The organism is Paenarthrobacter sp. NPDC090517, assembly GCF_044769165.1.
Taxonomy (GTDB): domain Bacteria; phylum Actinomycetota; class Actinomycetes; order Actinomycetales; family Micrococcaceae; genus Arthrobacter.
In genome coordinates this window covers 1515093-1536909 of sequence record NZ_JBIVXN010000001.1, presented here as the reverse complement: position 1 = coordinate 1536909, position 21817 = coordinate 1515093, and the positions used below count along the sequence as shown (strand labels likewise).

Annotated in this window: 18 protein-coding genes and 1 tRNA gene; 7 read left to right on the top strand and 12 right to left on the bottom strand. The window is 62.3% G+C overall.

What is annotated here, in order from left to right:
* Positions 1-93 precede the first annotated feature (93 nt).
* Positions 94-318 carry a hypothetical protein gene (locus ACIQTW_RS07080; RefSeq protein WP_179017078.1) on the top strand — a complete coding sequence of 75 codons (225 nt, stop codon included), beginning with the start codon at positions 94-96 and terminating at the stop codon, positions 316-318.
* 145 nt (positions 319-463) lie between these two features.
* On the opposite strand, the gene ACIQTW_RS07075 is transcribed toward ACIQTW_RS07080, so the two are convergent.
* The 5 genes from ACIQTW_RS07075 to ACIQTW_RS07055 all read right to left on the bottom strand — a co-directional run bounded on the left by ACIQTW_RS07075 (position 464) and on the right by ACIQTW_RS07055 (position 7723).
* Positions 464-540 (bottom strand) — tRNA-Pro (locus ACIQTW_RS07075).
* A 99-nt stretch (positions 541-639) separates the two neighbouring features.
* A complete protein-coding gene (locus tag ACIQTW_RS07070; protein WP_402935321.1) occupies positions 640-2472 on the bottom strand; it encodes an ABC transporter ATP-binding protein in 1833 nt (610 codons plus the stop codon).
* Positions 2469-4268 carry an ABC transporter ATP-binding protein gene (locus tag ACIQTW_RS07065; RefSeq protein ID WP_402935318.1) on the bottom strand — a complete coding sequence of 600 codons (1800 nt, stop codon included), beginning with the start codon at positions 4266-4268 and terminating at the stop codon, positions 2469-2471. The genes ACIQTW_RS07070 and ACIQTW_RS07065 overlap by 4 nt, the downstream gene beginning before the upstream one ends.
* Before the next feature lie 171 nt (positions 4269-4439).
* Complete coding sequence (locus ACIQTW_RS07060) at positions 4440-5387, bottom strand: metallophosphoesterase (RefSeq protein ID WP_402935315.1); 948 nt, start codon at positions 5385-5387, stop codon at positions 4440-4442.
* A gap of 2 nt (positions 5388-5389) precedes the next feature.
* Positions 5390-7723 carry a transglycosylase domain-containing protein gene (locus tag ACIQTW_RS07055; RefSeq protein WP_402935313.1) on the bottom strand — a complete coding sequence of 778 codons (2334 nt, stop codon included), beginning with the start codon at positions 7721-7723 and terminating at the stop codon, positions 5390-5392.
* On the opposite strand from ACIQTW_RS07055, the gene ACIQTW_RS07050 reads away from it, so the two are divergent.
* The 3 genes from ACIQTW_RS07050 to ACIQTW_RS07040 are packed head-to-tail and all read left to right on the top strand — an operon-like array spanning position 7722 to position 9345.
* Positions 7722-7877, top strand: coding sequence for a DUF4177 domain-containing protein (locus ACIQTW_RS07050; RefSeq protein ID WP_011775990.1), 156 nt, complete (start codon positions 7722-7724; stop codon positions 7875-7877). The genes ACIQTW_RS07055 and ACIQTW_RS07050 overlap by 2 nt on opposite strands.
* A 2-nt stretch (positions 7878-7879) precedes the next feature.
* The gene (locus ACIQTW_RS07045) at positions 7880-8416 is read left to right on the top strand and encodes a RidA family protein (protein WP_091470391.1); all 537 of its coding nucleotides are present in this window, start codon (positions 7880-7882) and stop codon (positions 8414-8416) included.
* 17 nt (positions 8417-8433) lie between these two features.
* Positions 8434-9345, top strand: coding sequence for an NUDIX hydrolase (locus tag ACIQTW_RS07040; RefSeq protein WP_402935309.1), 912 nt, complete (start codon positions 8434-8436; stop codon positions 9343-9345).
* Positions 9346-9466: 121 nt separating this feature from the next.
* On the opposite strand, the gene aroQ is transcribed toward ACIQTW_RS07040, so the two are convergent.
* Positions 9467-9931 (bottom strand): type II 3-dehydroquinate dehydratase, encoded by a 465-nt coding sequence (aroQ, locus tag ACIQTW_RS07035; protein ID WP_011775985.1) that lies wholly within the window; start codon positions 9929-9931, stop codon positions 9467-9469.
* Positions 9932-10044: 113 nt separating this feature from the next.
* Positions 10045-11229, bottom strand: coding sequence for a MarP family serine protease (locus tag ACIQTW_RS07030; RefSeq protein WP_402935305.1), 1185 nt, complete (start codon positions 11227-11229; stop codon positions 10045-10047).
* Positions 11230-11463: 234 nt separating this feature from the next.
* Between ACIQTW_RS07030 and ACIQTW_RS07025 the strand changes: the two genes are divergently transcribed.
* Complete coding sequence (locus ACIQTW_RS07025) at positions 11464-12141, top strand: Crp/Fnr family transcriptional regulator (protein ID WP_011775987.1); 678 nt, start codon at positions 11464-11466, stop codon at positions 12139-12141.
* A gap of 158 nt (positions 12142-12299) precedes the next feature.
* Here the strand turns inward: ACIQTW_RS07025 and ACIQTW_RS07020 are convergent, their stop codons facing one another.
* The 4 genes from ACIQTW_RS07020 to ACIQTW_RS07005 all read right to left on the bottom strand — a co-directional run bounded on the left by ACIQTW_RS07020 (position 12300) and on the right by ACIQTW_RS07005 (position 17902).
* Complete coding sequence (locus tag ACIQTW_RS07020) at positions 12300-14471, bottom strand: alpha-galactosidase (RefSeq protein ID WP_402935301.1); 2172 nt, start codon at positions 14469-14471, stop codon at positions 12300-12302.
* A 106-nt stretch (positions 14472-14577) separates the two neighbouring features.
* Entirely contained in the window at positions 14578-15933 is a 1356-nt protein-coding gene (locus ACIQTW_RS07015) for an ABC transporter substrate-binding protein (RefSeq protein WP_402935298.1), read from the bottom strand.
* Between the two features lie 73 nt (positions 15934-16006).
* A complete protein-coding gene (locus ACIQTW_RS07010) occupies positions 16007-16933 on the bottom strand; it encodes a carbohydrate ABC transporter permease (RefSeq protein ID WP_402935295.1) in 927 nt (308 codons plus the stop codon).
* 9 nt (positions 16934-16942) lie between these two features.
* Positions 16943-17902, bottom strand: coding sequence for a carbohydrate ABC transporter permease (locus tag ACIQTW_RS07005; protein ID WP_402935292.1), 960 nt, complete (start codon positions 17900-17902; stop codon positions 16943-16945).
* A gap of 212 nt (positions 17903-18114) precedes the next feature.
* On the opposite strand from ACIQTW_RS07005, the gene ACIQTW_RS07000 reads away from it, so the two are divergent.
* Positions 18115-19314, top strand: a complete 1200-nt coding sequence (locus tag ACIQTW_RS07000) for a Gfo/Idh/MocA family protein (RefSeq protein WP_402935289.1) — start codon at positions 18115-18117, stop codon at positions 19312-19314.
* A 14-nt stretch (positions 19315-19328) separates the two neighbouring features.
* The gene (locus tag ACIQTW_RS06995; RefSeq protein ID WP_402935286.1) at positions 19329-20348 is read left to right on the top strand and encodes a LacI family DNA-binding transcriptional regulator; all 1020 of its coding nucleotides are present in this window, start codon (positions 19329-19331) and stop codon (positions 20346-20348) included.
* Positions 20349-20457: 109 nt separating this feature from the next.
* On the opposite strand, the gene ACIQTW_RS06990 is transcribed toward ACIQTW_RS06995, so the two are convergent.
* The gene (locus ACIQTW_RS06990) at positions 20458-21813 is read right to left on the bottom strand and encodes an FtsX-like permease family protein (RefSeq protein WP_402936258.1); all 1356 of its coding nucleotides are present in this window, start codon (positions 21811-21813) and stop codon (positions 20458-20460) included.
* Between the last annotated feature and the right edge of the window lie 4 nt (positions 21814-21817).

Genomic DNA, 21817 nt, shown 5'->3' with positions numbered 1-21817 from the left:
TTGACAGTCTCTGTGGAAAACATTTTACAATGTATGTCAACAGGGACCGTGCAATTTCCGTAACGAATCCGACTCGCATTGGGGTACAACATCATGTTCAAGAAAATCATCGCTTCAGTGGCCGTGGCGGGCGCACTGACGTTCGCGGTTGCGGCTCCCGGGGTTGTCTCCGCTGCTCCTGCAGCAGATACCAGCACAGTAAGCGCCATTGGTAACTGGCCGGACCCGATGCGGTCCACCACCACAACTCCCAAGAAGGACAAGACCGAAACGACAGTTACCACGATGTCCATTGGCAACTGGCCTGACCCTATGTAAAACAAGTGTAGTAAAGAAACCCCTGGAGCGTGACGAGCGATGCTTCGGGGGGTTTCTTTTTGCCCTTATGCGGGTGGTGCGCGTCTTGGTTGGGGGAATGGGGAAACAAAAAATGGCGCCGATTTCTCGACGCCATTTTCGTGTTTGGTCGGGATGACAGGATTTGAACCTGCGACCTCTTCGTCCCGAACGAAGCGCGCTACCAAGCTGCGCTACATCCCGATCCGCTGCGAAAGCAACTGTTCAAGAATAGCCGAAACGTCCCGTGATGCGAAATCGAGCAGTAGGTGCCCCTCGTCACTGCCTGGACCCACCGAAAGGCTAGACCAAGGAGTCGCGCCAAGCCCCGTGCAGCTGGGCAAACAGTCCGCCACCGCTAATCAACTCGGCCGGCGTCCCGTCCTCCACAATGCGTCCGTCGTGGACCACCAGAACCCGGTCAGCAGTCTCCACCGTTGAGAGGCGGTGGGCGATGATGATTGCCGTCCGGGCTCCCTGGCCACCGGCTACTCCCTCCAACAGATTGGACAATCCTTGCTGGACCATACGCTCAGAAGGAATGTCCAGGGAGGACGTTGCCTCATCCAGTATCAGCACGGCCGGTGCAGCCAGGAACGCCCGGGCAAAGCCGATGAGCTGGCGTTGACCGGATGACACCCGACCACCCCGCTTGTTGACGTCCGTGTCGTATCCCTCCGGGAGGCTCATGATGAACTCGTGAGCACCCACCGCTGCAGCAGCTGCCTCGATTTCTGAACGGGAAGCCTCGGGCCTACCCAAGGCAATATTCTCTGCCACGGAGCCGCTGAAGAGGAAGGCCTCCTGCGTCACCATCACCACCGCACGGCGGAGGTCTGTGGTGGACAGGTCACGGAGATCAACGCCATCCAGGGTGATGGCGCCTGACGTGACGTCGTAGAAGCGTGCCACGAGCTTAGCCAACGTCGACTTTCCCGCACCCGTCTGACCCACCAGGGCAACTGTCTGGCCAGCCGGGATGTGAAGGTCGAGCTTTGGGACTACAACCTTGCCGTCACTGTAGCCGAACTCCACACCCTTGAAGTCGATCTCGCCGCGTGAGCTCTTGAGCGGTACCGGGTTCTTTGGTGGACGGACGGTGGGCACTTCTTCGAGGAGCCCGGACACCTTTTCCAAGGCAGCCTGTGCACTCTGGAAGGAGTTGTAGAACATAGCCATCTGGTCCACGGGCTGGAAGAAGCGTTTGGTGGACAGAATCAGTGCCAGCAGGACGCCAACGGCCAGGTCTCCACTTAGAACGCGGAAGCCGCCAAACAGCAGGACCACAGCTACACAAACGTTGCCGATCAGCACCAAACCAGGCTGGAAGATGCCGTTCAAGTTGATGGAGCGGACGGTGTTCTTGCGGTAGTCCTCAGCCAGCTCGCCGTATCGGGAGGCATTCTCGCGCTCCTTGCGGAAGGCTTTCACGGCACGGATCCCGGTCATCGTTTCCACGAAGTGGACGATCAGCCGGGCAGATACCACGCGAGACTCACGGAACGCGATCTGCGAGTGCTTCTGGTACCAACGGGCGAGGAAGAACATGGGAACGCCGGCCGCGAGGACTATCAAACCGCTGCGCCAGTCGAGTGCAAAGATCGTGAACGCGGTGAACACCATGAACAACATGCCGGACGCGAGGGAGCTCACCCCGGAATCCAAGAGTTCGCGCAGCGCTTCGAGGTCCGAGGTCTGCCGGGCAATGATGCGGCCCGAGGTGTATTTCTCGTGGAACTCAAGGCTCAATCGCTGGGTGTGCCGGAAGACCCGAAGGCGCAGATCCAACAGCATGGCCTGGCTCAGCCGGGCAGTGGAGGTCACGTACAGCGCCGTCATCCCGGCCGTGGCAATCGCAGCCGCCAAGTAGAGGGAACCGGCCAGTACCAAGGGCCCGTTGTTGCCCGCTTGCAGTGCAGGAAGGGCGTTGTCGATCCCGAACGCGATCAACGCCGGTCCCGCAACACGGGTGAGCTGCGAGACCACCACCATCACGATCGTCAGCCAGAAACGCAAGCGCACAGGGCGGATGAGGGAGGCAAGTAAGGTGAGCGACCGGCGTCGTACGGCCTTGCTGTCTGCTTTGGTGAGGAGTGTGTTGTCCTCGTTGGCGGTTCCAAACGTTGCGGCACTCACCGGCGGGCCTCCTCAGCTTCTTCGAGCTCGTCCAGTTCGGTGTCCAGGTCTTTCGGACCGGCGTCCAGGCTGGCGATGACGTAGCGGTAGTGATCATTCTCGGCCAGCAGTTCCGTATGGGTCCCGACGGCGGTGATGGTTCCGTTTTCGAGCAGGGCAACCCGGTCCGCCAAGGCCACGGTGGAGGGGCGGTGCGCGACGATCAGGGTGGTGGTCTCGCGCAGGACCTCGCGCAAACGGGCCTCCACGCGCTCCTCAGTGTTCACGTCGAGTGCGGACAGGGGATCGTCAAGGACCAAAACCTTGGGTTTGGCGGCGATGGCACGGGCCAACGCAATGCGCTGCCGTTGACCGCCGGATAGGCTCAGCCCTTCCTCGCCGATCAACGTGTCCACGCCGTCCGGCAACGAGTAGGCGAACTGGGCCTGTGCCACATCCAGGGCCTCGTCCAAGGCGGCGTCGCTGGGATCGGGGGCTCCGAGCAGTACGTTGTCCCGGACCGAACTGGAGAACAGCGTGGTGTCCTCGAACGCCACGGCGACGATCTTTCGGAGTTCGTCGATGTCGTAGTCGCGAACGTCCACCCCGTCGATGGTCACGGCGCCCTCAGTGACGTCATAGAGGCGGGGGACCAGCTGGAGCAGGGCACTCTTGCCGCTCCCCGTGATGCCCACAAGGGCCATTGTTTCCCCAGGGCGTATATCCAGGGTGACGTCGTGCAGGAGGGTACCACCGTCGTCGAACCCGAAACCTGCGTGCTCAAAGCGCAGGGCGCCCTTCACGCTTTCCGGAACAGCGGGTTGAGCCGGCGAGGTGATGGTGTTCTCCGTATCCATCACCTCGAAGTGGCGGTCCAAGGCGGTCTTGGCCGTCAGCGCCATGGCCAGGAGCATGCCGGAAAATTCCACCGGAGTGGCTACCACGGCCGCTGTTGCGAAGAACGCCACCAACGCGCCGATGCTGAGTTCTCCGCTCGCGGCGAGCATGATGCCCACCACCAGGCCGACGCCCAACGCCAACTCCGGCAGCAGCGTAACTACCAGCGTGAAGCCAGCCTGCTGCTTGGCCTTGGCGATCTCGGTCTGGCGCAGTTCTTCTGCCTGGCCGTTGAAGTTCTCCAGCGCTTCACGGCTACGCCCGAAGGCCTTCAGGACACGGATGCCGTGGACTGATTCCTCCACGGTGGTGGCGAGGTCGCCGGCTTGGTCCTGGCTGAGGCGGGTAACCAAACTGAAGCGGCGGCGGAATCGGAACGAGTTGATCATGATCGGTACGGCCGCTCCGAGGAAGATCAGTGCCAACTGCCAGCTCATGGAGAACATGACGCCTACGCCGATGATCACAGTAAGCGTCGTGACCACCAGCATGATCGCGCCAAACGCCATCCAGCGGCGCAGGAAACTCAGGTCCGTCATGGCGCGCGACAGAAGTTGTCCCGAACCCCAGCGATCATGGAACGCCACGGTGAGTTGTTGCAGGTGGCCGTACAGGGTTACCCGCATCCGGGTTTCCACCGTGGTGGCCGGGTTGATGACGAACTGCCTGCGCAAGGCCACCAGCCCGGCTTCAGCGATACCCAAGGCAAGAATCACGACGGCGGCAATCCAGACGGCGTCCGTGGAACCACCTGGCTGTAGGGAGTTGTTGACAAGAACCCGCAGGACTTGCGGGATGGTCAGCGCCACGATGCTGGCCAAGAGGGCGCAGATCAGGCCCATGAATAGTCGGGGCAGGATGGGCCGCACGTGAGGGTACAGGCGGCCGACGGAGGTGAAGAATGACGTTTGCTTGGACATGCCCGCTTCTCAACAGCTGGATCTTCAGATGGTGCGGAGGTAGTTTCCCGTAGCAACTACCCTATGCCATGGCGTGATTCGTTTCACAGGACCACGCAATGAAGGTGAAATGTTTGACCCAGTTATTGGAGATCGTAATGATCCCACAGACTCTCGCTGGTGAACGGGGCTCTAACTGCGTGGCGTGAGCGTCAGCAGGACTGCTTCCGGACGGCATGCGATGCGGACCGGTGCAAAGCGTGACGTGCCGATGCCGCCGGAGACGTTCACCGGCGTCGTGTAGCTATCGCTTTCCCAGTCGTGGAGGCCCTTGGCGCGCCAGTTGGGGAGATCGCAGTTGGCAACGAGAGCACCGTAACCGGGGATGCAGATTTGGCCGCCGTGCGTGTGGCCAGCCAGGATCAAGTCCGCCGCGGCCTCCGTGAAGTGGTCCAGCACCCGCTGGTACGGGGCGTGGATGACGGCCACCTTCAGATGCGGGCGGGCATCCTGGTTGACCGTTCCGCGGGGCCAGCCGGCATAGCGTTCGCGGTTCAGGTGCGGGTCATCCACTCCGGAGAAGTCGAAGCGCAGCCCGTTCAGCACCACTGACTGGGCACGGTTGGTGAGGTCGATCCAGCCTCCCATGCCGAAGGCCGAGCGGAGCTTCGGCCAGTCCAAGGCAATCGGGTCGGTTCGCATCCGGGAAGGACCACGGAAGTACCCCACCGGGTTCTTGATCCGCGGGGCGTAGTAGTCGTTGGAACCCGGGACGAAAACGCCCGGGAACTCCAGCAGGGGCCGCAGTGCCTGGATCAGGGGATCGATGGCTTTGGCGTGGCTGAGATTGTCGCCCGTGTTGACCACGAGGTCAGGCTTCAGATCCGCCAGAGACTGCAGCCACTGCGCCTTCTTGTCCTGCCCCGGGACGAAGTGGATGTCACTCAGGTGCAGGACACGGAGCGGGGCTGAACCGGCAGGGAGGATGGGCAAGGTTTCGTGGCGGACCTCGAACTGGTCCTTCTCCCACCATCCGTAGGCGGCCGCCGCTGCGCCTGCTGCTGCCCCAACGGCAGCAGTGACGGCGAAACCGCGCCCGACAGTGCGGACGCGGTTTGCCAGGGAATCACTGAAGGACATGCTTAGTCCTTGTTGCCGTTGCCATTGCCGTTTCCGTTGTTGCCGTTCCCAGTGGACGGCGGGTTGGGCGCGGTGGACGGGGTGGTATTGGACGGAGTGTTGTTCCGCTGCGGTGGCGTCGCTCCACCGAGCAAGTTCGACGGCGGCTGCTGGAACGGATTGGTGCCGTAAGCGGGTGCAACCGCCAGCATGTAGTTGGTGAACTGAGGGCCAGCGATCATGTAGCCGTCGATTGCGGGGTAGAACTTGCCGTTGACTGTGAGATTGCGACCCGGACGAAGCTGGTCACCCAGGGGGTCACCGAACCAGGATGCTGTCGCCAAACCGCTGGTGTAACCGACAACCCAAGTAGAACCGTTGGAGTCGTTGGTGCCGGTCTTGGCAGCTACCGGGAAGTTTTTGGAGTTAAGGGCCGGGCGGATCAAGGAACCTGAACCCTCGTCGAGCACCTTACCCATGGCGTACGCAACGCCTCGGGCTACTTCAGGCTTTACAGCATCACGGCAGCTGGAAGACTGCGCGGGAAGCTCGGCTCCGGACTGATCCTTCACCGAAGTGATAGCGATCGGTTCGCAGTATTTGCCGTCAGCCGCGAAGCTGGCAAACGAAGCAGCCATGGTCAGCGGTGCGGTCTGCGTAGCGCCGATCAGGTTGGACAACGTGGTCATCGTGACCTTGGGGTTTGGATCGGTGATCTTGCCGGTGTCGTCGCGGGCAGGGAGACCGCCGTGAATGCCTGTGGCGTCAACAATTCCCTGAATTCCGCAGAGATCCACCTGGGCTGCGGAAGCAAATGTAGCAGTGTTGATGGAGTTCTGGAGGCCGTAGAGAACGGTCATGTTCCGGTAGTAGCCCTCGTCGGAGTTCTGGAGGTCGAAACTGCCAGGGACGCTCTTGTCGTAGAAACCGTTGACCGGGGTGGGGCACGTGTTCCGCCAAGGGAAATTCTGCTGATAGGTCCGGCGGGAAGCGTTGACGTTCGTGAGCATCGACTTGCCCTCGTTCAGCCACTGGGCGAAGGTGAAGGGCTTCATAGTGGAACCGGGCTGGAATCCACCAATGCCGTTGAGGTCATTGCCGTTGGCGTCCAGGACGTCCACGTTGAAGTTCTGCGTCTGATCGAACTTGCCCTCTTGCGGCAGCCAAACCGTGTTCTGGGCCATGCTCACGATCTGGCCGGTGCCGGGCTGGACGGACACGATCGAGGCGCCCCACTTGTCCGGGTTGGCGCCAGCCGTTGCGTCCACCTGCTGCTGTGCAACGTTCTGGGCGGTCGGATCGAGCGTGGTCTGGATGGTGAGGCCACCACGCATGACCCGCTTTTCGCGATCATCCGGGGTGTCACCGTAGGCCGGGTTGTTCAGCAGCAAGTGCAACACATAATCACAGAAGTACGGCGCCATGGTGGCATAAGCGCAGCCTTGGCGGGCCGGGGTGACCTTGGTGGTGACAGGGGTAGCGATGGCTTCTTGGTACTGGGCCTGCGTGATCTTGCCTTGGTTGACCATGGAGTTCAGCACGAGGTCGCGGCGCTTCTGGGCGTTTTCCGGATTAGCGATGGGATCGAAGGCCGACGGGCTGTTGACCAAGCCGGCCAAAAGGGCGGCCTGCGGAAGCGTGAGGTCTTTGGCGGAGACACTGAAGAAGAACTTGGACGCGGCTTCGATGCCGTAGGCGTCACGGTTGAAGAACACGATGTTGAGGTAGCCCTCAAGGATCTGCTCCTTGGAGAACTTCTTCTCCAGCGCGATGGCGAGCTTCATTTCCCGGAGCTTGTCACCCACGCCTTTGCCGCCACCGTTGAGCTTGACGTCCTCTTCGCGGTCAGCCGCGACGAGGGATTCGTTAATGACGTTGTTCACGTACTGCTGCGTAATGGTGGACGCACCCTGCTTGTTGCCGCGGGCGGTGCTGACGATGGCTCGCATGATGCCGGTGGTGTCAATGCCGCCGTGCTCATAAAAACGGCTGTCCTCGATAGCGATGACAGCGTCCTTAATGAACGGGCTCATTTGATCCAGGGGGATCTTGGTCCGGTTCTCTGCGTAGATCGACGCGATCGGCGAACCGTCCTTGGCCAGAATCGTGGTGTTCTGGGCTGGCGGGTCCACCTGCAGCTCGGCCGGAAGAGTGTCAAAGAACTGAATTGAACCACTTGCGGCACTGCCCGAAACGGCGGCTGCGGGGACCAGAAGGCCCGCCACCAGGACGCCACAAATCGCGCTCACACCAAGGAAGCCCAGAATCTTTCCGAGGGTGGTGGCAGTGTCGAATAGTGGGTTCTTGCGAGTCACCATGTTTTCCACTTTACCGGCAAGGGCTAGGCTTTCTGTCATGACCAAATGGGAGTACGCCACGATTCCGCTCATTATTCACGCTACGAAGCAGATCCTGGACCAGTGGGGCGAGGACGGCTGGGAGCTCGTCCAGGTCGTCGGTGGACCCGATGGCAAAGGCCTTGTTGCATACCTGAAGAGGGAGAAGCAGTAATCATGACCACCCCCGCAGAAACCACGTCTGCCGCGGAATCCGGCGCCCCCACGTCTGCTGTTGAGCAGCGTCTGGCCGAGCTCGGATTGACCCTCCCCGAGGTCGCCGCGCCCGTCGCCGATTACGTACCTGCCATCGTCTCCGGCAACTACGTTTACACCTCCGGGCAGCTGCCGTTTATTAACGGCAAACTCGAAGCTACGGGCAAGGTTTCCCTCGGCGAGTTGGGAGCGTCAGACGAGCCCACCGTTGATCCGGAAGACGCCAAGCGTTACGCAGCACTGTGTGCCATCAACGCGCTGGCTGCAGTCAAGAGCGTCATCGGCGACCTTGACCGCGTCACGCGCATCGTCAAGGTTGTGGGCTTCGTATCCTCCGAGCCCACCTTCACCGGTCAGCCCGGCGTAATCAACGGCGCCTCGGAACTCCTCGGACAGGTTTTCGGTGACGCCGGCAAGCACGCACGCTCCGCCGTGGGCGTCTCTGTCCTGCCGCTCGACTCTCCCGTTGAAGTCGAGCTCATCGCTGAATTCAGCTAAGGAACCGGTTCACCCAATTGCCGCAGCTTGCCCGCCGTCTGTTCGTACTGCCCCCGGAACTCGAAGGGGCAGCACGAAACTGGCTTGAGCTTGGCGAACGGACCCCCAGGGCCGCCCGCTACGCCTCCTCAGTTGTGCTGTTACGCGACTCGCCCACCGGTTTGGAAACCTGGCTTGGATACAGGCCAGGTTCCTCGCCGTTGGGCGTTGTCGCTTTTCCGGGCGGATCCTTGGACCCATCCGACGACGACCCCGTGGGTTGGCTGGGCCCCTCACCCCAGCATTGGGCTGAGCAGATGGGAACGGAGGACGTCGGACTCGCCCGCCGCCATGTGGTGGGCGCCATTCGCGAACTCTTCGAAGAAACCGGGGTCCTGCTCGCAGGACCTGATGCTTCCTCCACGGTCGAGGCGAACTCCACCGTCGACTGGATGCGTGCCCGTGAAGCCGTGGCCGCCCAGGAGAAGTCCTTCACGGAGATGCTCTCCAAGCGCGGGCTCTCCCTCCGCACCGACCTCCTGAAGCCACTGGTGAACTGGCTCAGCCCGGACTTTGCGCACACGCGTTTCAACACCAGGTACTTCGCCGCTACCGTCCCTGTGAACCAGCAACCCAGCATTCTGGGCAGTAAGGGAGTCTGGGGCCGCTGGGTCACCGCCGCCGAAGCCATCGCCCTGCGGGACACTTCAGCGCTCGGTGACGAGGTTGGCCAGGAAAATACCGTTGGCCTCAAGCTTGGTCAGCTCCTGGTGCCCGGCTCCGAGATCATGCTCGAAAAGATGGCCAACGCCAACGGTTGCATCGCTTACCTGAGCTACAAACGCAAAGCCCACGTGTACCAGGCAAAACTGGTGGACGAGGGCGGAATCCTGATGCTCGAGGTCGAAGCCGCCCGCACCGTGGCAGGGGAGCCCCAGCGCGAACGCTAAGACGCTCTCTCACGTCCGGCGGGTTTGAGCGGGTCGCTCTCTCACGTCCGGCGGGTTTGAGCGGGTCGCTCTCTCACGTCCCGCGGGTTTGAGCGGGTCGCTCTCTCACGTCCGGCGCACACTAGACCGCGTCTGCCAGGTACTCGATAGCCAACTTGTAGCCGAGAACACCCGCGCCCACGATGATCGCGTTGCACACCCCCGACAGGTACGAGTGGTGGCGAAACTCTTCCCGTTGGTGCACGTTGGTGATGTGGACCTCGACGGCGGGCAGCTGCACAGCCGCCAGGGCGTCACGAAGGGCCACGGACGTATGAGTGTACGCTCCGGCGTTGATGACAATCCCGACGGCGGTGCCCCGGGCAGCGTGAATGGCGTCCAGGAGGTCGCCCTCATGATTGGACTGAACACAGTCAACAGTGAAGCCGTGGGCGGCCGCCGCGGTCATGGCCAGTTGCTCTACATCGGCAAGGGTGGATGTCCCGTACTTCTCCGGTTCGCGGGTGCCCAGGAGGTTCAGGTTGGGGCCGTTAATCACGAGGATGGTGCCGCGACCGGTTTCGGTGGCAGGAGTGGCTTCAGTCATGGCTCCCAATCTATAGCGGTCCGTGAACGTGCGGGAATTGTGCCCGCTCAGTGAGCAGGAGGCGACCTATAACACCCACGATGCGGGAGACGCCCTATTTATGGGTGCACAAGCTACTTACGGGTGCACTGACCGGCGGAGACGGGGTCGCTGAGGCCGGGAGCCTGCGCGGCCACCGGTTCGAGGTCCTGCATGGTGAGGACGAAGCCGAGGGCGGCATCCGTGGTGGTTTTGGCGAAGATCAGCCCCGCCACCTGACCCTGCATTGTCAGCAGGGGACCGCCCGAGTTACCCGGCTGGACGTCGCCCGCCAGCCTGTAGACCAGCTCCGGCGAAGGATTGTTGCCGTAAATATCGGGAACCAGAATGGTTGAAATGCCTTGCACCGTAGCTGGCTTGGATTGGAACGGACCACCGTGCGGGTACCCCGCAAAAGCTGCGGGACTGCCCGCCGCCAAATCGGCACTCAAGGGCAGCGGATTGGACTGAAGACCATCCACGGCCAGGACCGCGATGTCCCGCTGGGAGTCGAAGTACACCACCCGACCCGGCAACGCACCGCCGTCGGGAACTTCCACAACGGGCTGCGACACGCCCGCCACCACATGCGCATTGGTGACGACGCGCCCGGGCGAGACAACGAATCCGGAACCGGTCTGGTTCTGCCCGCATTCGAATGCGGTACCGGCGATCTTGAGGACCGAGTCGGCGGCCTGGTTGAGGGCTGGGGTGTCGGTCGACTCGTTGGGAACGGGCACGGGCGTCACTGGTCCGACGCCCTCAATGAGCTTGGGAATTCCGTCGCCGATCACAGTGGACCGCAGCTGTGCCATGGTGCTTTTGACGGGGTTGGGAGTCGCGTTGTCGATGTAACGAATGACGCGGGACTCGGCCAATTGCTGCGAAACGAACGGTACGCCGAGAGAGCTGATGCTGAACGCGAGCATGGACATCACCAGCGCCGCCACGACAACGCTCACCACACCACCGATCAGCCGGTCCACGGCATGCAGCGGCTTGATCCGCACAGCATGGCGGACTTTACGCCCGATCATGGTGCCCAGCCCGTGCCCCAAAGCGATAAGCACGACGGCGGCACCCACTGTGGCTGTCAGCCTCCAACCGCTGTCGGTCACCCAGCCGCTGACGAGCGGAACGGCCATGAAGGCCGCAATGGCGCCGACGACGAATCCTGCGATTCCACCCAGCGTGACCATAAAGCCGTTCCGCAGGCCATAGATCAGGTAGGACAGCAGCATCAAGATCAATGCCAAATCCAATATCGTCAAGCCAAACACCAATGCTCCTCATAGCCGGGGTAGCGCCAATTCTAGGTGGCCACCCTGACAACCAACCGTTAGTCCGGTCACGATATGGGCGGCTTATACCCCTCTGAGGGGCGTCAGGAGGGGCTGGATGCCCCGAAACCCGCGCCATTTCAGCGTTTCACGTGCCAAGTACGTCACAGAAGCTTAAAAATTCTGAAACAATGGCCTGAGCGCCACGACCGAAACTTATATTCAGGAGATTTCATGGACATCGAGGTATTGCGCCGCGCACCCCTCTTCGCCACCCTTGACGACGACGCATTCCGCTTGCTGACGGACGAACTCACCGAGGTGGACCTTTCACGTGGAGCTTCGGTGTTCCGCGAAGGCGACCAGGGTGACCAGCTCTACTTCATCGTTTCCGGCAAGGTAAAGCTCGGCCGCACTTCCCCCGATGGCCGCGAGTCGCTCCTGGCCATCCTCGGCCCGGGTGAGCTCTTCGGCGAAATGGCGTTGTTCGACCCCAGCCCGCGTACCGCAACGGCCACTGCCGTCTCGGAAACCCGCCTGGCCGGCCTAAAGAACGAGAGCCTCAACGCCCTGCTCCGCACGCGTCCTGAGGTTTCCGCGCAGCTGCTGCAGGCCCTGGCCCGCCGTCTCCGTCGGACCAATGATTCCCTCTCCGACCTCGTCTTCTCCGACGTCCCGGGCCGTGTAGCCAAGGCACTCCTGGATCTGGCAGATCGCTTCGGCCGCCCCGCCACCGACGGCGTTCTGGTAGCGCACGAGCTCACCCAGGAAGAACTTGCCCAGCTGGTGGGCGCTTCCCGCGAAACGGTGAACAAGGCACTTGCCGAGTTCGTTCAGCGCGGCTGGCTCCGTCTGGAAGCCCGCGCCGTCGTGATCCTGGACATGCAGCGCCTCCGCCAGCGCTCACGCTAAACAGCGACGAAAAGCCGCCCTGGTTCTGAACCAGGGCGGCTTTTTAGTGTCAAACGTGACCGAGCGTTCGGCTCAAGCCCGTGGGATGTGAGCGAGCGTTCGGCTCAAGCCCGTGGGATGTGAGCGAGCGTGCGGCTCAATCCCGTGGGATGTGAGCGTCAGAGGGCCGTGAAACGCAGCAGGATGGCATGCTCCGGGTTCAGGACCGGCATGGGAAGACCCACCTCAGCCAGGAACCGTCCCGAAGCCTCAGCTCCGGACGCCAGCCACGGCGCCGGCTTTGCCTCAGTGAACGTGTGCCCGTAGTCGGCATCCCCGGGTGCAGGGAAAATCGCCTCCACCCGGTAGGTCCGGGACGGATCCAACCCAGGAATGGTCACTCGTCCGGGTAGTTCGCTAAAGCCTGTCCGGGTCTTCACCACGGCGAAAAGAGCAGCCGTGGCACCGGACGTTGGGGCATCCGCAACCACACCGTGCACCATCAGGGACTCGTCCGGCACATCAGCCCGCACCATTCGGCCACTGTGGACGAGGCCACGGTGTTCCTTGTAGAGCCCGATGAAGCGCTTGAGTTCCTCGCGCTCCTCCCCGGTGACGGAACGGACATCCCACTCCATGCCGAAGTGTCCGAACAACGCCGTGATAGCGCGGAACGAGAGGTCGTGCGTCCGCCCGGTGGTGTGCGAGGTGGTGGGGCCAATGTGCCCACCCACCAGTTCCGGGGGGACCACCATTCCGGTCCATCGTTGGATGGTTTGCCGCTCCAGGGCGTCGTTGCAGTCTGAAGCCCAGATCCGGCCGGTCCGTTCCAGGATCCCAAGGTCCACGCGGGCTCCGCCGGAGGAGCAGCTTTCGATTTCAACCCCTGGGTGGGCTGCATGGAGCGCATCGAACAACCGGTACGCCGCGAGGGTTTGCTCGTGCACCGAAGTCCGGCCTGCATGCCCGTGCTCCAGAAGGTCGCGGTTCTGGTCCCACTTGAGGTAGCTGATGTTGTTCTCACTCAGGAGCGCGTCAATACGGTCGTAAATGTACTGCCACGCGTCCGGGTTCACGAGGTCGATCACATGCTGCTGCCGCCACCCGAGGGGCAGGCGGCCGCCGTCTTTGTATGAAACTGCTGAGGGGCCCACGATCCATTCGGGATGAGCCCTGGCGATGTCGGAGTCCAGGTTGACCATTTCCGGCTCAACCCAAAGACCGAATTCCATGCCCCGGCTGGTCACGGCATCAATCAACGGTGTCAGGCCGTTTGGCCAGAGGGTCTCGTCGACGTACCAGTCGCCCAGCCCCGCGTGGTCGCCGCGTCGCCCACGGAACCAGCCGTCGTCGAGCACGAAACGCTCAACTCCAAGATCGGCAGCCGACTCCGCCAGCTCGATCAGGGTGTCCAGTTTGTGGTCGAAATACACCGCTTCCCACGTGTTGAGGACTACTGGGCGGGCTTTCCCTGAAGCTGCACCCACATGGTGCGGCCGCGAACGGAACCAGGAGTAGAAAGCCTCGGAAATTCCGTCCAGTCCCCGGTCGGAGTAGGCCGCAAACAGTGCGGGAGTCGTGTAACTTTCGCCGGGCTGCAGGACCACTTCTGCGGGTCCCAACAGCTCGGAGCCACCCACCATGGTGCGGCCATCGGCAACATTGTCCGCAAACTGCTCATGGTTGCCGCTCCACGCCAGGTGCGTGGCCCACACTTTGCCGTGTCGGTTGCCGAAGCCGGCGGTTCCGGCCGCCAGCAGGAGCGAGGAGTCATGTCCAGTCCGTCCGTGGCGACCTGTGCGGACCCAGGTTCCCTGCTGGATGGCTCTGCGCTGGGGGTGGCGCTCACGGCACCAGCGGCCGGTCAGGTCCAGAAGTTCGACGGCGTCAGGTGCCACCGGGAGCATTGTCGCCAACTCATCCACCTGGAAAGGCGACGTGCCGTCGTTCGTCACCGAGTGCCGCAGTTCGAGAAGGCCGCCCGGGTGCAAGGTGAGGTTAGTGGTCACGGTGATGCCGGCGTCGGGATCTGCTTGAACAATCACCGCGGAGTTGCCATCGGAAGTCGCGCTCACCAGCCGAAGGCGGACGGAGAAATCGAAGCCGGGAACGCCATCAGTGTAACGGTGCCCACGAAGGCCCGGCCTGCCCTGCCACGACGACGAAGCCTGGGGGAGGAGCCCAGCGGGGACGTTGGCGTCAATGGACGAAGGCGGGATGGGCTCGTTGAGGATGGTCGGATCCGGCAGGGTGTCGCCCAAATCGGCTCCCCAGTGGGTTATTTCAGCCTCTCCGTGGTGGGTGCTGATCACCAAGCTGGTACCTACGGAACGGAGATGGAGCGGGTGCATGTATGGAGTCGCTTTCAGATCGGGTCGTATGGGGTGTTGCGGGGCCCGCTCTGCGCACTTCGCGAAGGAAATGACGCGCAGAGCGGGCCTCACAACGAGAGGGTTGTTACTTCGCGAAGAGTGCGTTGACTTGTTCGTTGGCGGCCGTCAGTGAACTGGCGGGGGACTTGCCGGCGATCACCGCGTCCATTGCCGGCTTCATGATTCCAGAAACCTTGGAAGCGTTGTCAGTGATCGGGAGCATGAAGGTGGTCTTGTCCTTCACGTGCTGGGTGAAGGCGCTGACGTCCACGTTCTTGGCCTTGAATGCGTCAGCGGCCTTCTCGGAGGAGGTGGTGATGGCCGGGAACACGACGGCCTTGGAGGCAACGACGTCCTGGCACGCTGCGGAGCCGAGGTATTCGACCCACTTGATGGCGGCGTCTTTCTTCTTGGTGCCGGCCCAAACGGAATCGGCCAGGCCATTGAACATGGAGGCGCGCTTGCCTTCGGGGCCCTGAGGGGTGGGGGCGATGCCGACGTCGATGCCCTTGTAGCCGGTGTACTGGCCGATCATCCAGGAGCCATTGCTGTTGATGGCGGCCTTGCCGGCGCCGAAGCTGTCGGCTGCATTGGCGCCAACGGTGGTTTCAAGCTTGGGCATGTAGCCCTTCACCGCGAGCGAGGCCCACCAGTCGATGGTGTCCTGGAGCTTTTTGTCGTCGTAATTGAAGTGGGTGCCCCAGGGGTTCTTGTCCGTGGTGGTCCAGCCCGTGGTGGCGGACAGGTAGCTCCACTGCGTCTGGCCGGCGTTCTCTGCATCGGAGCCGGGCAGGCCCAGCCCGTAGACGGCAACGTTGTTCTTGTCGAAGCCTGCTTCGTCGCCGCGTTTGCCGTTCTTGTCCACAGTGAGTCGGGCGATTGCCTTCTCGTACGTTCCGCCGTCCTCCGGGTTCCAGGTCAGGGAGCCCATTTGTTCAGGGGTGATGCCGGCGTCGGTGGCCATCTTCTGGTTGTAGAACAGGGCAATGGTGTCCCAGTCCTTGGGCAGGCCGTAGCGCTTCCCATCCTGGCCCACCCAGAGGTCTGCGAGGCCTTCGTTGTACTGGGAAAGGTCAACCTTGACACTGTCGTCAAGGGCCACCAGCTGCTTGGTCTTGAGGAAGTCGGGGTACTTGGACAGGTGGTCCGTAAAGACGTCCGGTGCGGTGCCGGAGGCCATGCCGTTGGTGAGCTTGGACCAGTAGTCGTCCCAACCGGTCTGCGTGATCTTGACGGTGATGTCCGGGTTGGCCTTGGTGAAGTCAGTGGCACACTGCTGGTAGGCAGGGAGCTGATTGGCGTCCCAGAGCCAGTAGCTGATCTCGCCCTTGGCAGCGTCTCCTCCGGAACTCCCTCCGGAGCTTCCGCCCGAGCAGGCCGACAGCGCGAGGACAGCAGCTGCTGCGACGGCGACGGCGCCTAATGCCTTCTTGTTCATCATGGTTGGTCCTTTCAGGACGGGATGGGGTGCGTGCCGGCACATGCCGGTTTCCGCGGTAGGGAGGTGGAGAAAGCTACTTGGTGCCGTTGAAGCCGATGGAGTTGACGATTCGTTTGCCGAAGATGGCGAAGAGGATCAGCACCGGCGTGGCGGACACAAGTGTTGCGGCCATGAGCCCGGACCAGTCCGGTGCCCCTTGCGGGGACTGGGATTTGAAGACTCCCAGTCCCACGGTGAGCACCCGGGATTCTTCAGAGGTGCCTACGAGCAGAGGCCAGAAGTATTCGTTCCACTGACCCATGAAGGTCAGCAGGGCCAAGGTCGCGATCGGGGCAGCGGCGTTGGGCATGATGATTTGGAAGAAGATCCGCCAGTGTTTGGCGCCGTCCAGCATTGCAGCTTCTTCAACTTCCCTGGACATGTTCAGGAAGAACTGGCGCATGAAGAAGATCGCGAACGGGGTCATGAAAAGGTAAGGCAGCACGAGTCCGAGCATGGAATTCAGCAGGCCCAGGTTCTTGATGAGCAGGAAATTGGGCAGGGCGGTGAAGATCGGCGGGACCAGCATGGTGGCAAGGAACAGGGAGAAGACCGCGTCGCGGCCCTTCCACCGCAGCCGGGAGAATGCATAGGCGGCCATTGAGCTGAAGAACACTGCGCAGGCTGTAGTGATGCCGGAGAAGAGCAGCGAGTTCCAAAGGTACTGCCAGAAGTTGATCGAAGCGCCCGAGCCTCCTTCTGCGATGGCTTCCGAGGCACTCTGGAGGCCGAAGACACGCTTGAATGCGCCCAGGTTGAAGTCGGCCGGCAGCAGATTGGCGGAGTTCGCGGCGAGGGAGCCGTTGGAGGACAGGGCAGTCCGCAGCACCCAGTAGAAGGGCAGGATGCTCACAGCGACGGCCAGGGTGAGGAGGGTCAGGGCGATGGCTCGGCGCCAGTTGAAGGGACGGCTGAGCGGGCGACGGCGGTTGCCGTTCTTGGGCGATGCAAGAGTGGTCATGGCGTGTCCTTAGTCCAGGTCCGACTGGTTGCCGCGGAGGAATTTCATCTGGATGAAAGCGACGATGGCGAGGATGAGGAAGAGGATGACCGCCAGGGCGGATCCATAGCCGAAATCCTGTTCATTGAAGGCTCGCTGGTAGATGTAGAACTGCAGAACGCGGGTCGCGTTGACAGGTCCGCCGGCTGTGGTGACGGCAACGGTGTCAAAGACCTGGAAGGAACCGATCACGGTCACTACGAGGACCAGAACCAAGACCGGTCGCAGCAGCGGTAGGGTGATCCGCCAGAAAGTGCTCACGGCCTTGGAACCGTCGATGCTGGCGGCCTCGTAGACGCTGTTCGGGATGGCCTGGAGCCCGGCGAAGATCAGGAGCGCTGTGTAGCCCATGTGCCGCCAAGTGTTGATGAGCGCCTGGGTGGGAATGGCCCATTGCTCGCTGCCGAAGAAGGCAACCCGGGGCAGGCCGGTCCATTCGATGATCTGGTTGATGACGCCGATCTGGTAGTCAAGCATCCAGAACCACAGCAGGGCCGCGATGACGTTTGCCATCAGGTAGGGCATCAGGAGCGCACCGCGGATGAGGGTCGACTTTGCGACCCGGTGCATCAGGATTGCCAGGCCCAGGGCCAACGCCGTCTGAAGGACAATGTTGATCACCACGTATTCCGACGTGACGCCCAAGGCGTTCCAGAACAGCGGATCCTTGGCTATGCGTTCGTAGTTCCGTGCACCAATCCATTCCGGTTCACCCAGGATGCTGTACTCGGTGAAGCTGAGATAAATGCCCCGGATGGTCGGAATGAGGTAGAAGAGGATCAAACCGACCATCGCCGGAGCGATAAAGAAGAGAGCGACCTTCAGGTCCCCGATGCCGCGGAACCCGTCGGATGGTTTTCCCCGCTTCCGTGACTTCCGCGGCGCCTTGGCGGAGAGCCCCGGATCTGGTTGCTTGGTTAGCGTGGTCATCATCGACCCTTTCCTGACTGTGATGTGCCTAACAACTGGATGCGAATCTACACGAGTAGATCGAAGCTTTGCAAGGGATGACGCAAACTTTTGGTGATAAATGTTCAAATATGTTGCTTCTGTTGACTCGAGTAGATGGCGGTGCAAGACTCAACGGGAAATCACATAAGGACACAGCGGAGGCTGCTTCGGCAGCCCAGGGAAGGTAAACAATGACGTTTTCGATCGGTGTTGTGGGTGCCGGGCAGTTCGGCAGCCAATTCGCCCATTTGTTCAAGCTCCACCCGGGCGTCAGTGCGGTCTACGCAATCGACGAACTTCCCGAGCGTGCTACTGCTGCGCAGCAACGCTGGGGGTTGGATGGCGTGATGGGCAGCTTTGAGGAGCTGCTGGAATCCGACGTCGATGCTGTTGCCATCTTCACGCAGCGGTGGACACACGGGCCGCTGGTCGAGCGGGCGTTGCGTGCTGGAAAGCACGTCTACTCAGCCGTGCCCATGGCCATTTCAGAAGAGGAAATTGAACGGATCATCGAGGCCGTGCGTGAGACCAAGTTGGTCTACGCGATGGGCGAGACCAGCTACTACAACCCCGCAACGGTCTTCGCCCGGCAGCAACATGCAGCCGGCAAGTTTGGCCGCATCTTCTACACCGAGGGCGACTACGTCCACGACATGGATCTCGGGTTCTATGAGGCTTACCAGTACAGCGGCGGAGAGCGGTGGAAGGAAACCGCCAGCTACCCGCCCATGCTCTACCCCACCCACGCGATCGGCGGTGTCCTGGGTGCAGTCCCCGGACATGCGGTCAGCGTCAGCTGCATTGGTGTGAAGGACCAGCGTGGCGATGGCGTCTTCGACAAGGACGTCAGCATGTTCGCCAACGACTTCTCGAACGCCACGGCGCTGTTTGAAATGAACGACGGCGGCGCGATGCGCACCAATGAGATGCGCCGCGTAGGGTACCCGTCGCATATTCGTGAGTCCCGTTTCCGCTTCTTCGGCACCGATGCCAGCTTCGAGCAACTCGCCACCACCACCGTGTGGCAGGACAAGTCCACCGTGGAAGACGTGTCCCTGCAGGTGGAAACCAAACCGACCATGTCCTTGGATGATCCCTCCCTGGCAGACGTGGCCCCTGAGCTGCGGGATGCCTTCATCTCGGGGCTGGCTCCAGTGCATGACCAGTCCAGGCTTCCCCAGGAGTTCCTCGGAGCGCCCAACGGGCATGAGGGAAGCCATCAATTCCTGGTGGATGACTTCGTCACGGCCGTGAATAGCCGCAGCCTTCCTCCGGTGAACGCCTGGGTGGCGGCCCGGTTCACCTTGCCGGGAATCGTCGCCCACGAGTCTGCGCTTCGTGGCGGGGAGCGCCTTCCCATCCGCGACTTCGGTGATGCTCCCGTGGAGTAGCTAGCATTTACCTCATGACAACTTCGGCGGTACAAACCTCGCGCGGCCCGGTTACACGCAAAGACGTGGCCCGGTACGCCGGGGTGAGTACCGCCGTCGTGAGTTATGTGGTGAATGGTGGACCCAAGAACGTGGCCCCGGCGACGGAAGCCAAGGTTCGCGACGCCATCCGTGTCCTCGGGTACCGGCCAAACGCCGCCGCCCGGGCCCTGAAGCTGGGATCCAGCGAGACCATTGGCGTGGTGGTTCCGGACAACACCAACCCGTTTTTCACGCAACTGGCCCACGCTGTGGAAGACGCCGCAGCGGAACTGGGTTTCGGCATGGTACTCACCAACTCGGACGGAAGCCTGACGCGCGAACGCAAGAACATCCGCACGTTGGCCGCCCGCCAGGTGGACGGTGTATTTCTGGCGAGCTGTGTGTTCGATCCCGATGTCACGGAACTGGAGGCTTCGGAGATTCCGTCGGTGCTCCTGAACAATGCAGGGTCGCCGCCGGGACTTAGTAGCGTGGGTGTTGACCTCCAAGCCGGAGCGCGTGCTGCCGTGGAACATCTCATTGGTCACGGGCACACGAATATTGGCTTGGCAATCGGAACCAATACCGGCAACCAGCTGGATGGGCGCGAGGTGGGCTGGCTGGCCACCTTGCGCGACGCCGGGCTGCCGGACGGGCCTATGCTGCACGGTCCCTTTAGTCGTCCGGGCGGCTACGAGGTAGGCAAACGCTTCCTCGCCATGGCCAACCGCCCCACCGCGATCTTCGCGAGCAATGACATGCAGGCGATCGGCATCCTCCGGGCGCTGCATGAGGCAGGCGTTCGTGTGCCCGAGGACCTTGCGCTGGTGTCCTTCGACGGATCCCTTGACGCCGAATACTGCTGGCCAGCGCTGACGACTGTTGCCCAGCCCGTCCAAGCGATGGCCGAAGCCGCCGTACAGGCATTGATAGGCAAGGGCCGCGGCGATGAACTGCAACACCAGATCCTGCCCACTGAGCTGATCATCCGACAGTCCTGCGGCTGCAAATAGGCCGCCGAGACGGCAATTAATGCCAATGTTTGTGGGAAACACTGGCATTAAATGCCACCTCGGGCGGTATGCGGGGCTTCTGGGGCGGGTACGACGGCGGCTGGCAGGGTTACGAGTCCATGCTCGCGTAGCGGTCGGGGCGGGCCAGCACCTGGCCGATCTGCGCTGTGCCCGCGGCCACGGCCAGCCGGACCAGCAGGAAGCCGGCAGCGAACACACCGCCGATAGTCAGGATCACCACGGGCCGGGTCAGCAGCGCAGCGCCCGTCAGCGGCAGGACCAGGACGGCAGCTGCGGCAGCTGAAATGCCCGCCACCAGGAACAGCGGCGACATCACGGCTTTGACCCGCGCCGCCACCATGAGCTTCTGCGGCATCCCAACCCGGTCCAGTGCCACCAAGGTCGATGCCCGGTCCAGCACGGCGGCGGCTTGGTTCACGCCCGCGGAACATGCAACCATCAGGAACGAGCCCAGCAGGGTGATCATCACTCCGGTGTTGATGTCCCGGACCAGGAGCATCGCTTCTGCGTCACCGCCGGTGCCCATGGTGTCAGCCACAGCCATGCCGACACCCACGAATACGCCCACAAAACTGGTCATCGCGATGCCCCCGACTTGCCGCCACGATTCTTTGGGGCTCTCCAACACGGTCCGCGCTGCCAGCAGTTGCTCGGGCCGTTTGGCGCGCTTGAGCTGGGACGACGCCCGCAATCGCAGGATCCACGGTCCCATGAGGTTCAAGGCCAGCAGTGCCAGTCCGAAGCAACCGCCCATCACGGCAATGATCACAATAAACGTACCGAAGCTGCTGAGCATCCCCATCGCCACCACTCCCACGATCACCACGACAGCCGCGACGAGTCCGCGAACCCAATGCGCGCCGTCGGCCGTTTGTCGCGTCCGGACACCAAGCGGTGTCACCACGACTTTCCGGAGCCCCAACGCGGCGCTCGCCGCAGCAAGGACACAGACGGCCAGAACGCAGCCGAGGATGGACGGCACTGACAGCCAGGCGTGGCTCCCGATTGCCTGACCCCGGAATTGGATCAGCCCCAGGAACGGCGCCATGCAGGCATAGAGTCCCGCACCCGCCAGCGCTCCCACGGCAGCGAGGACGGTGGACTCCATGACGGTCATCCACACCACCGTCGCGCTGTTGGCGCCAAGTAACCGCAGGGAGGCCAAACGGTCATCACGACGACGGGCGGCGAGCCGGGCGGCCGAGGCCCCGAGCGTCAACAAGGGGATAATGAGCAACACCATGGCGACGACGGCCAAGGCCTGGTAGGTGCCTGCGATGTCGTCGGACCAGGACCAGAAAACCTGTGAACCTCCGGCCACGGTGAGCAGCAAGGCTGTGACTGTCCCAAAGGCCAGGACAGGGAGCCCGGCATCGCGAAGACCGGTTTCCCGGAAGCTGCTCCCGTTGCTTCGGGCGAGGTACGGGGTGAGGCGCAGGGCCATGGAG

Coding starts and splice junctions, on each gene's coding strand:
- ACIQTW_RS07080 (WP_179017078.1), top strand. CDS start 94: ATGTTCAAGAAAATCATCGCTTCAGTGGCCGTGGCGGGCGCACTGACG.
- ACIQTW_RS07065 (WP_402935318.1), bottom strand. CDS start 4,268: ATGTCCAAGCAAACGTCATTCTTCACCTCCGTCGGCCGCCTGTACCCT.
- ACIQTW_RS07060 (WP_402935315.1), bottom strand. CDS start 5,387: ATGTCCTTCAGTGATTCCCTGGCAAACCGCGTCCGCACTGTCGGGCGC.
- ACIQTW_RS07050 (WP_011775990.1), top strand. CDS start 7,722: ATGACCAAATGGGAGTACGCCACGATTCCGCTCATTATTCACGCTACG.
- ACIQTW_RS07055 (WP_402935313.1), bottom strand. CDS start 7,723: ATGACAGAAAGCCTAGCCCTTGCCGGTAAAGTGGAAAACATGGTGACT.
- ACIQTW_RS07045 (WP_091470391.1), top strand. CDS start 7,880: ATGACCACCCCCGCAGAAACCACGTCTGCCGCGGAATCCGGCGCCCCC.
- aroQ (WP_011775985.1), bottom strand. CDS start 9,931: ATGACTGAAGCCACTCCTGCCACCGAAACCGGTCGCGGCACCATCCTC.
- ACIQTW_RS07025 (WP_011775987.1), top strand. CDS start 11,464: ATGGACATCGAGGTATTGCGCCGCGCACCCCTCTTCGCCACCCTTGAC.
- ACIQTW_RS07020 (WP_402935301.1), bottom strand. CDS start 14,471: ATGCACCCGCTCCATCTCCGTTCCGTAGGTACCAGCTTGGTGATCAGC.
- ACIQTW_RS07015 (WP_402935298.1), bottom strand. CDS start 15,933: ATGATGAACAAGAAGGCATTAGGCGCCGTCGCCGTCGCAGCAGCTGCT.
- ACIQTW_RS07010 (WP_402935295.1), bottom strand. CDS start 16,933: ATGACCACTCTTGCATCGCCCAAGAACGGCAACCGCCGTCGCCCGCTC.
- ACIQTW_RS07005 (WP_402935292.1), bottom strand. CDS start 17,902: ATGACCACGCTAACCAAGCAACCAGATCCGGGGCTCTCCGCCAAGGCG.
- ACIQTW_RS07000 (WP_402935289.1), top strand. CDS start 18,115: ATGACGTTTTCGATCGGTGTTGTGGGTGCCGGGCAGTTCGGCAGCCAA.
- ACIQTW_RS06995 (WP_402935286.1), top strand. CDS start 19,329: ATGACAACTTCGGCGGTACAAACCTCGCGCGGCCCGGTTACACGCAAA.
- ACIQTW_RS06990 (WP_402936258.1), bottom strand. CDS start 21,813: ATGGCCCTGCGCCTCACCCCGTACCTCGCCCGAAGCAACGGGAGCAGC.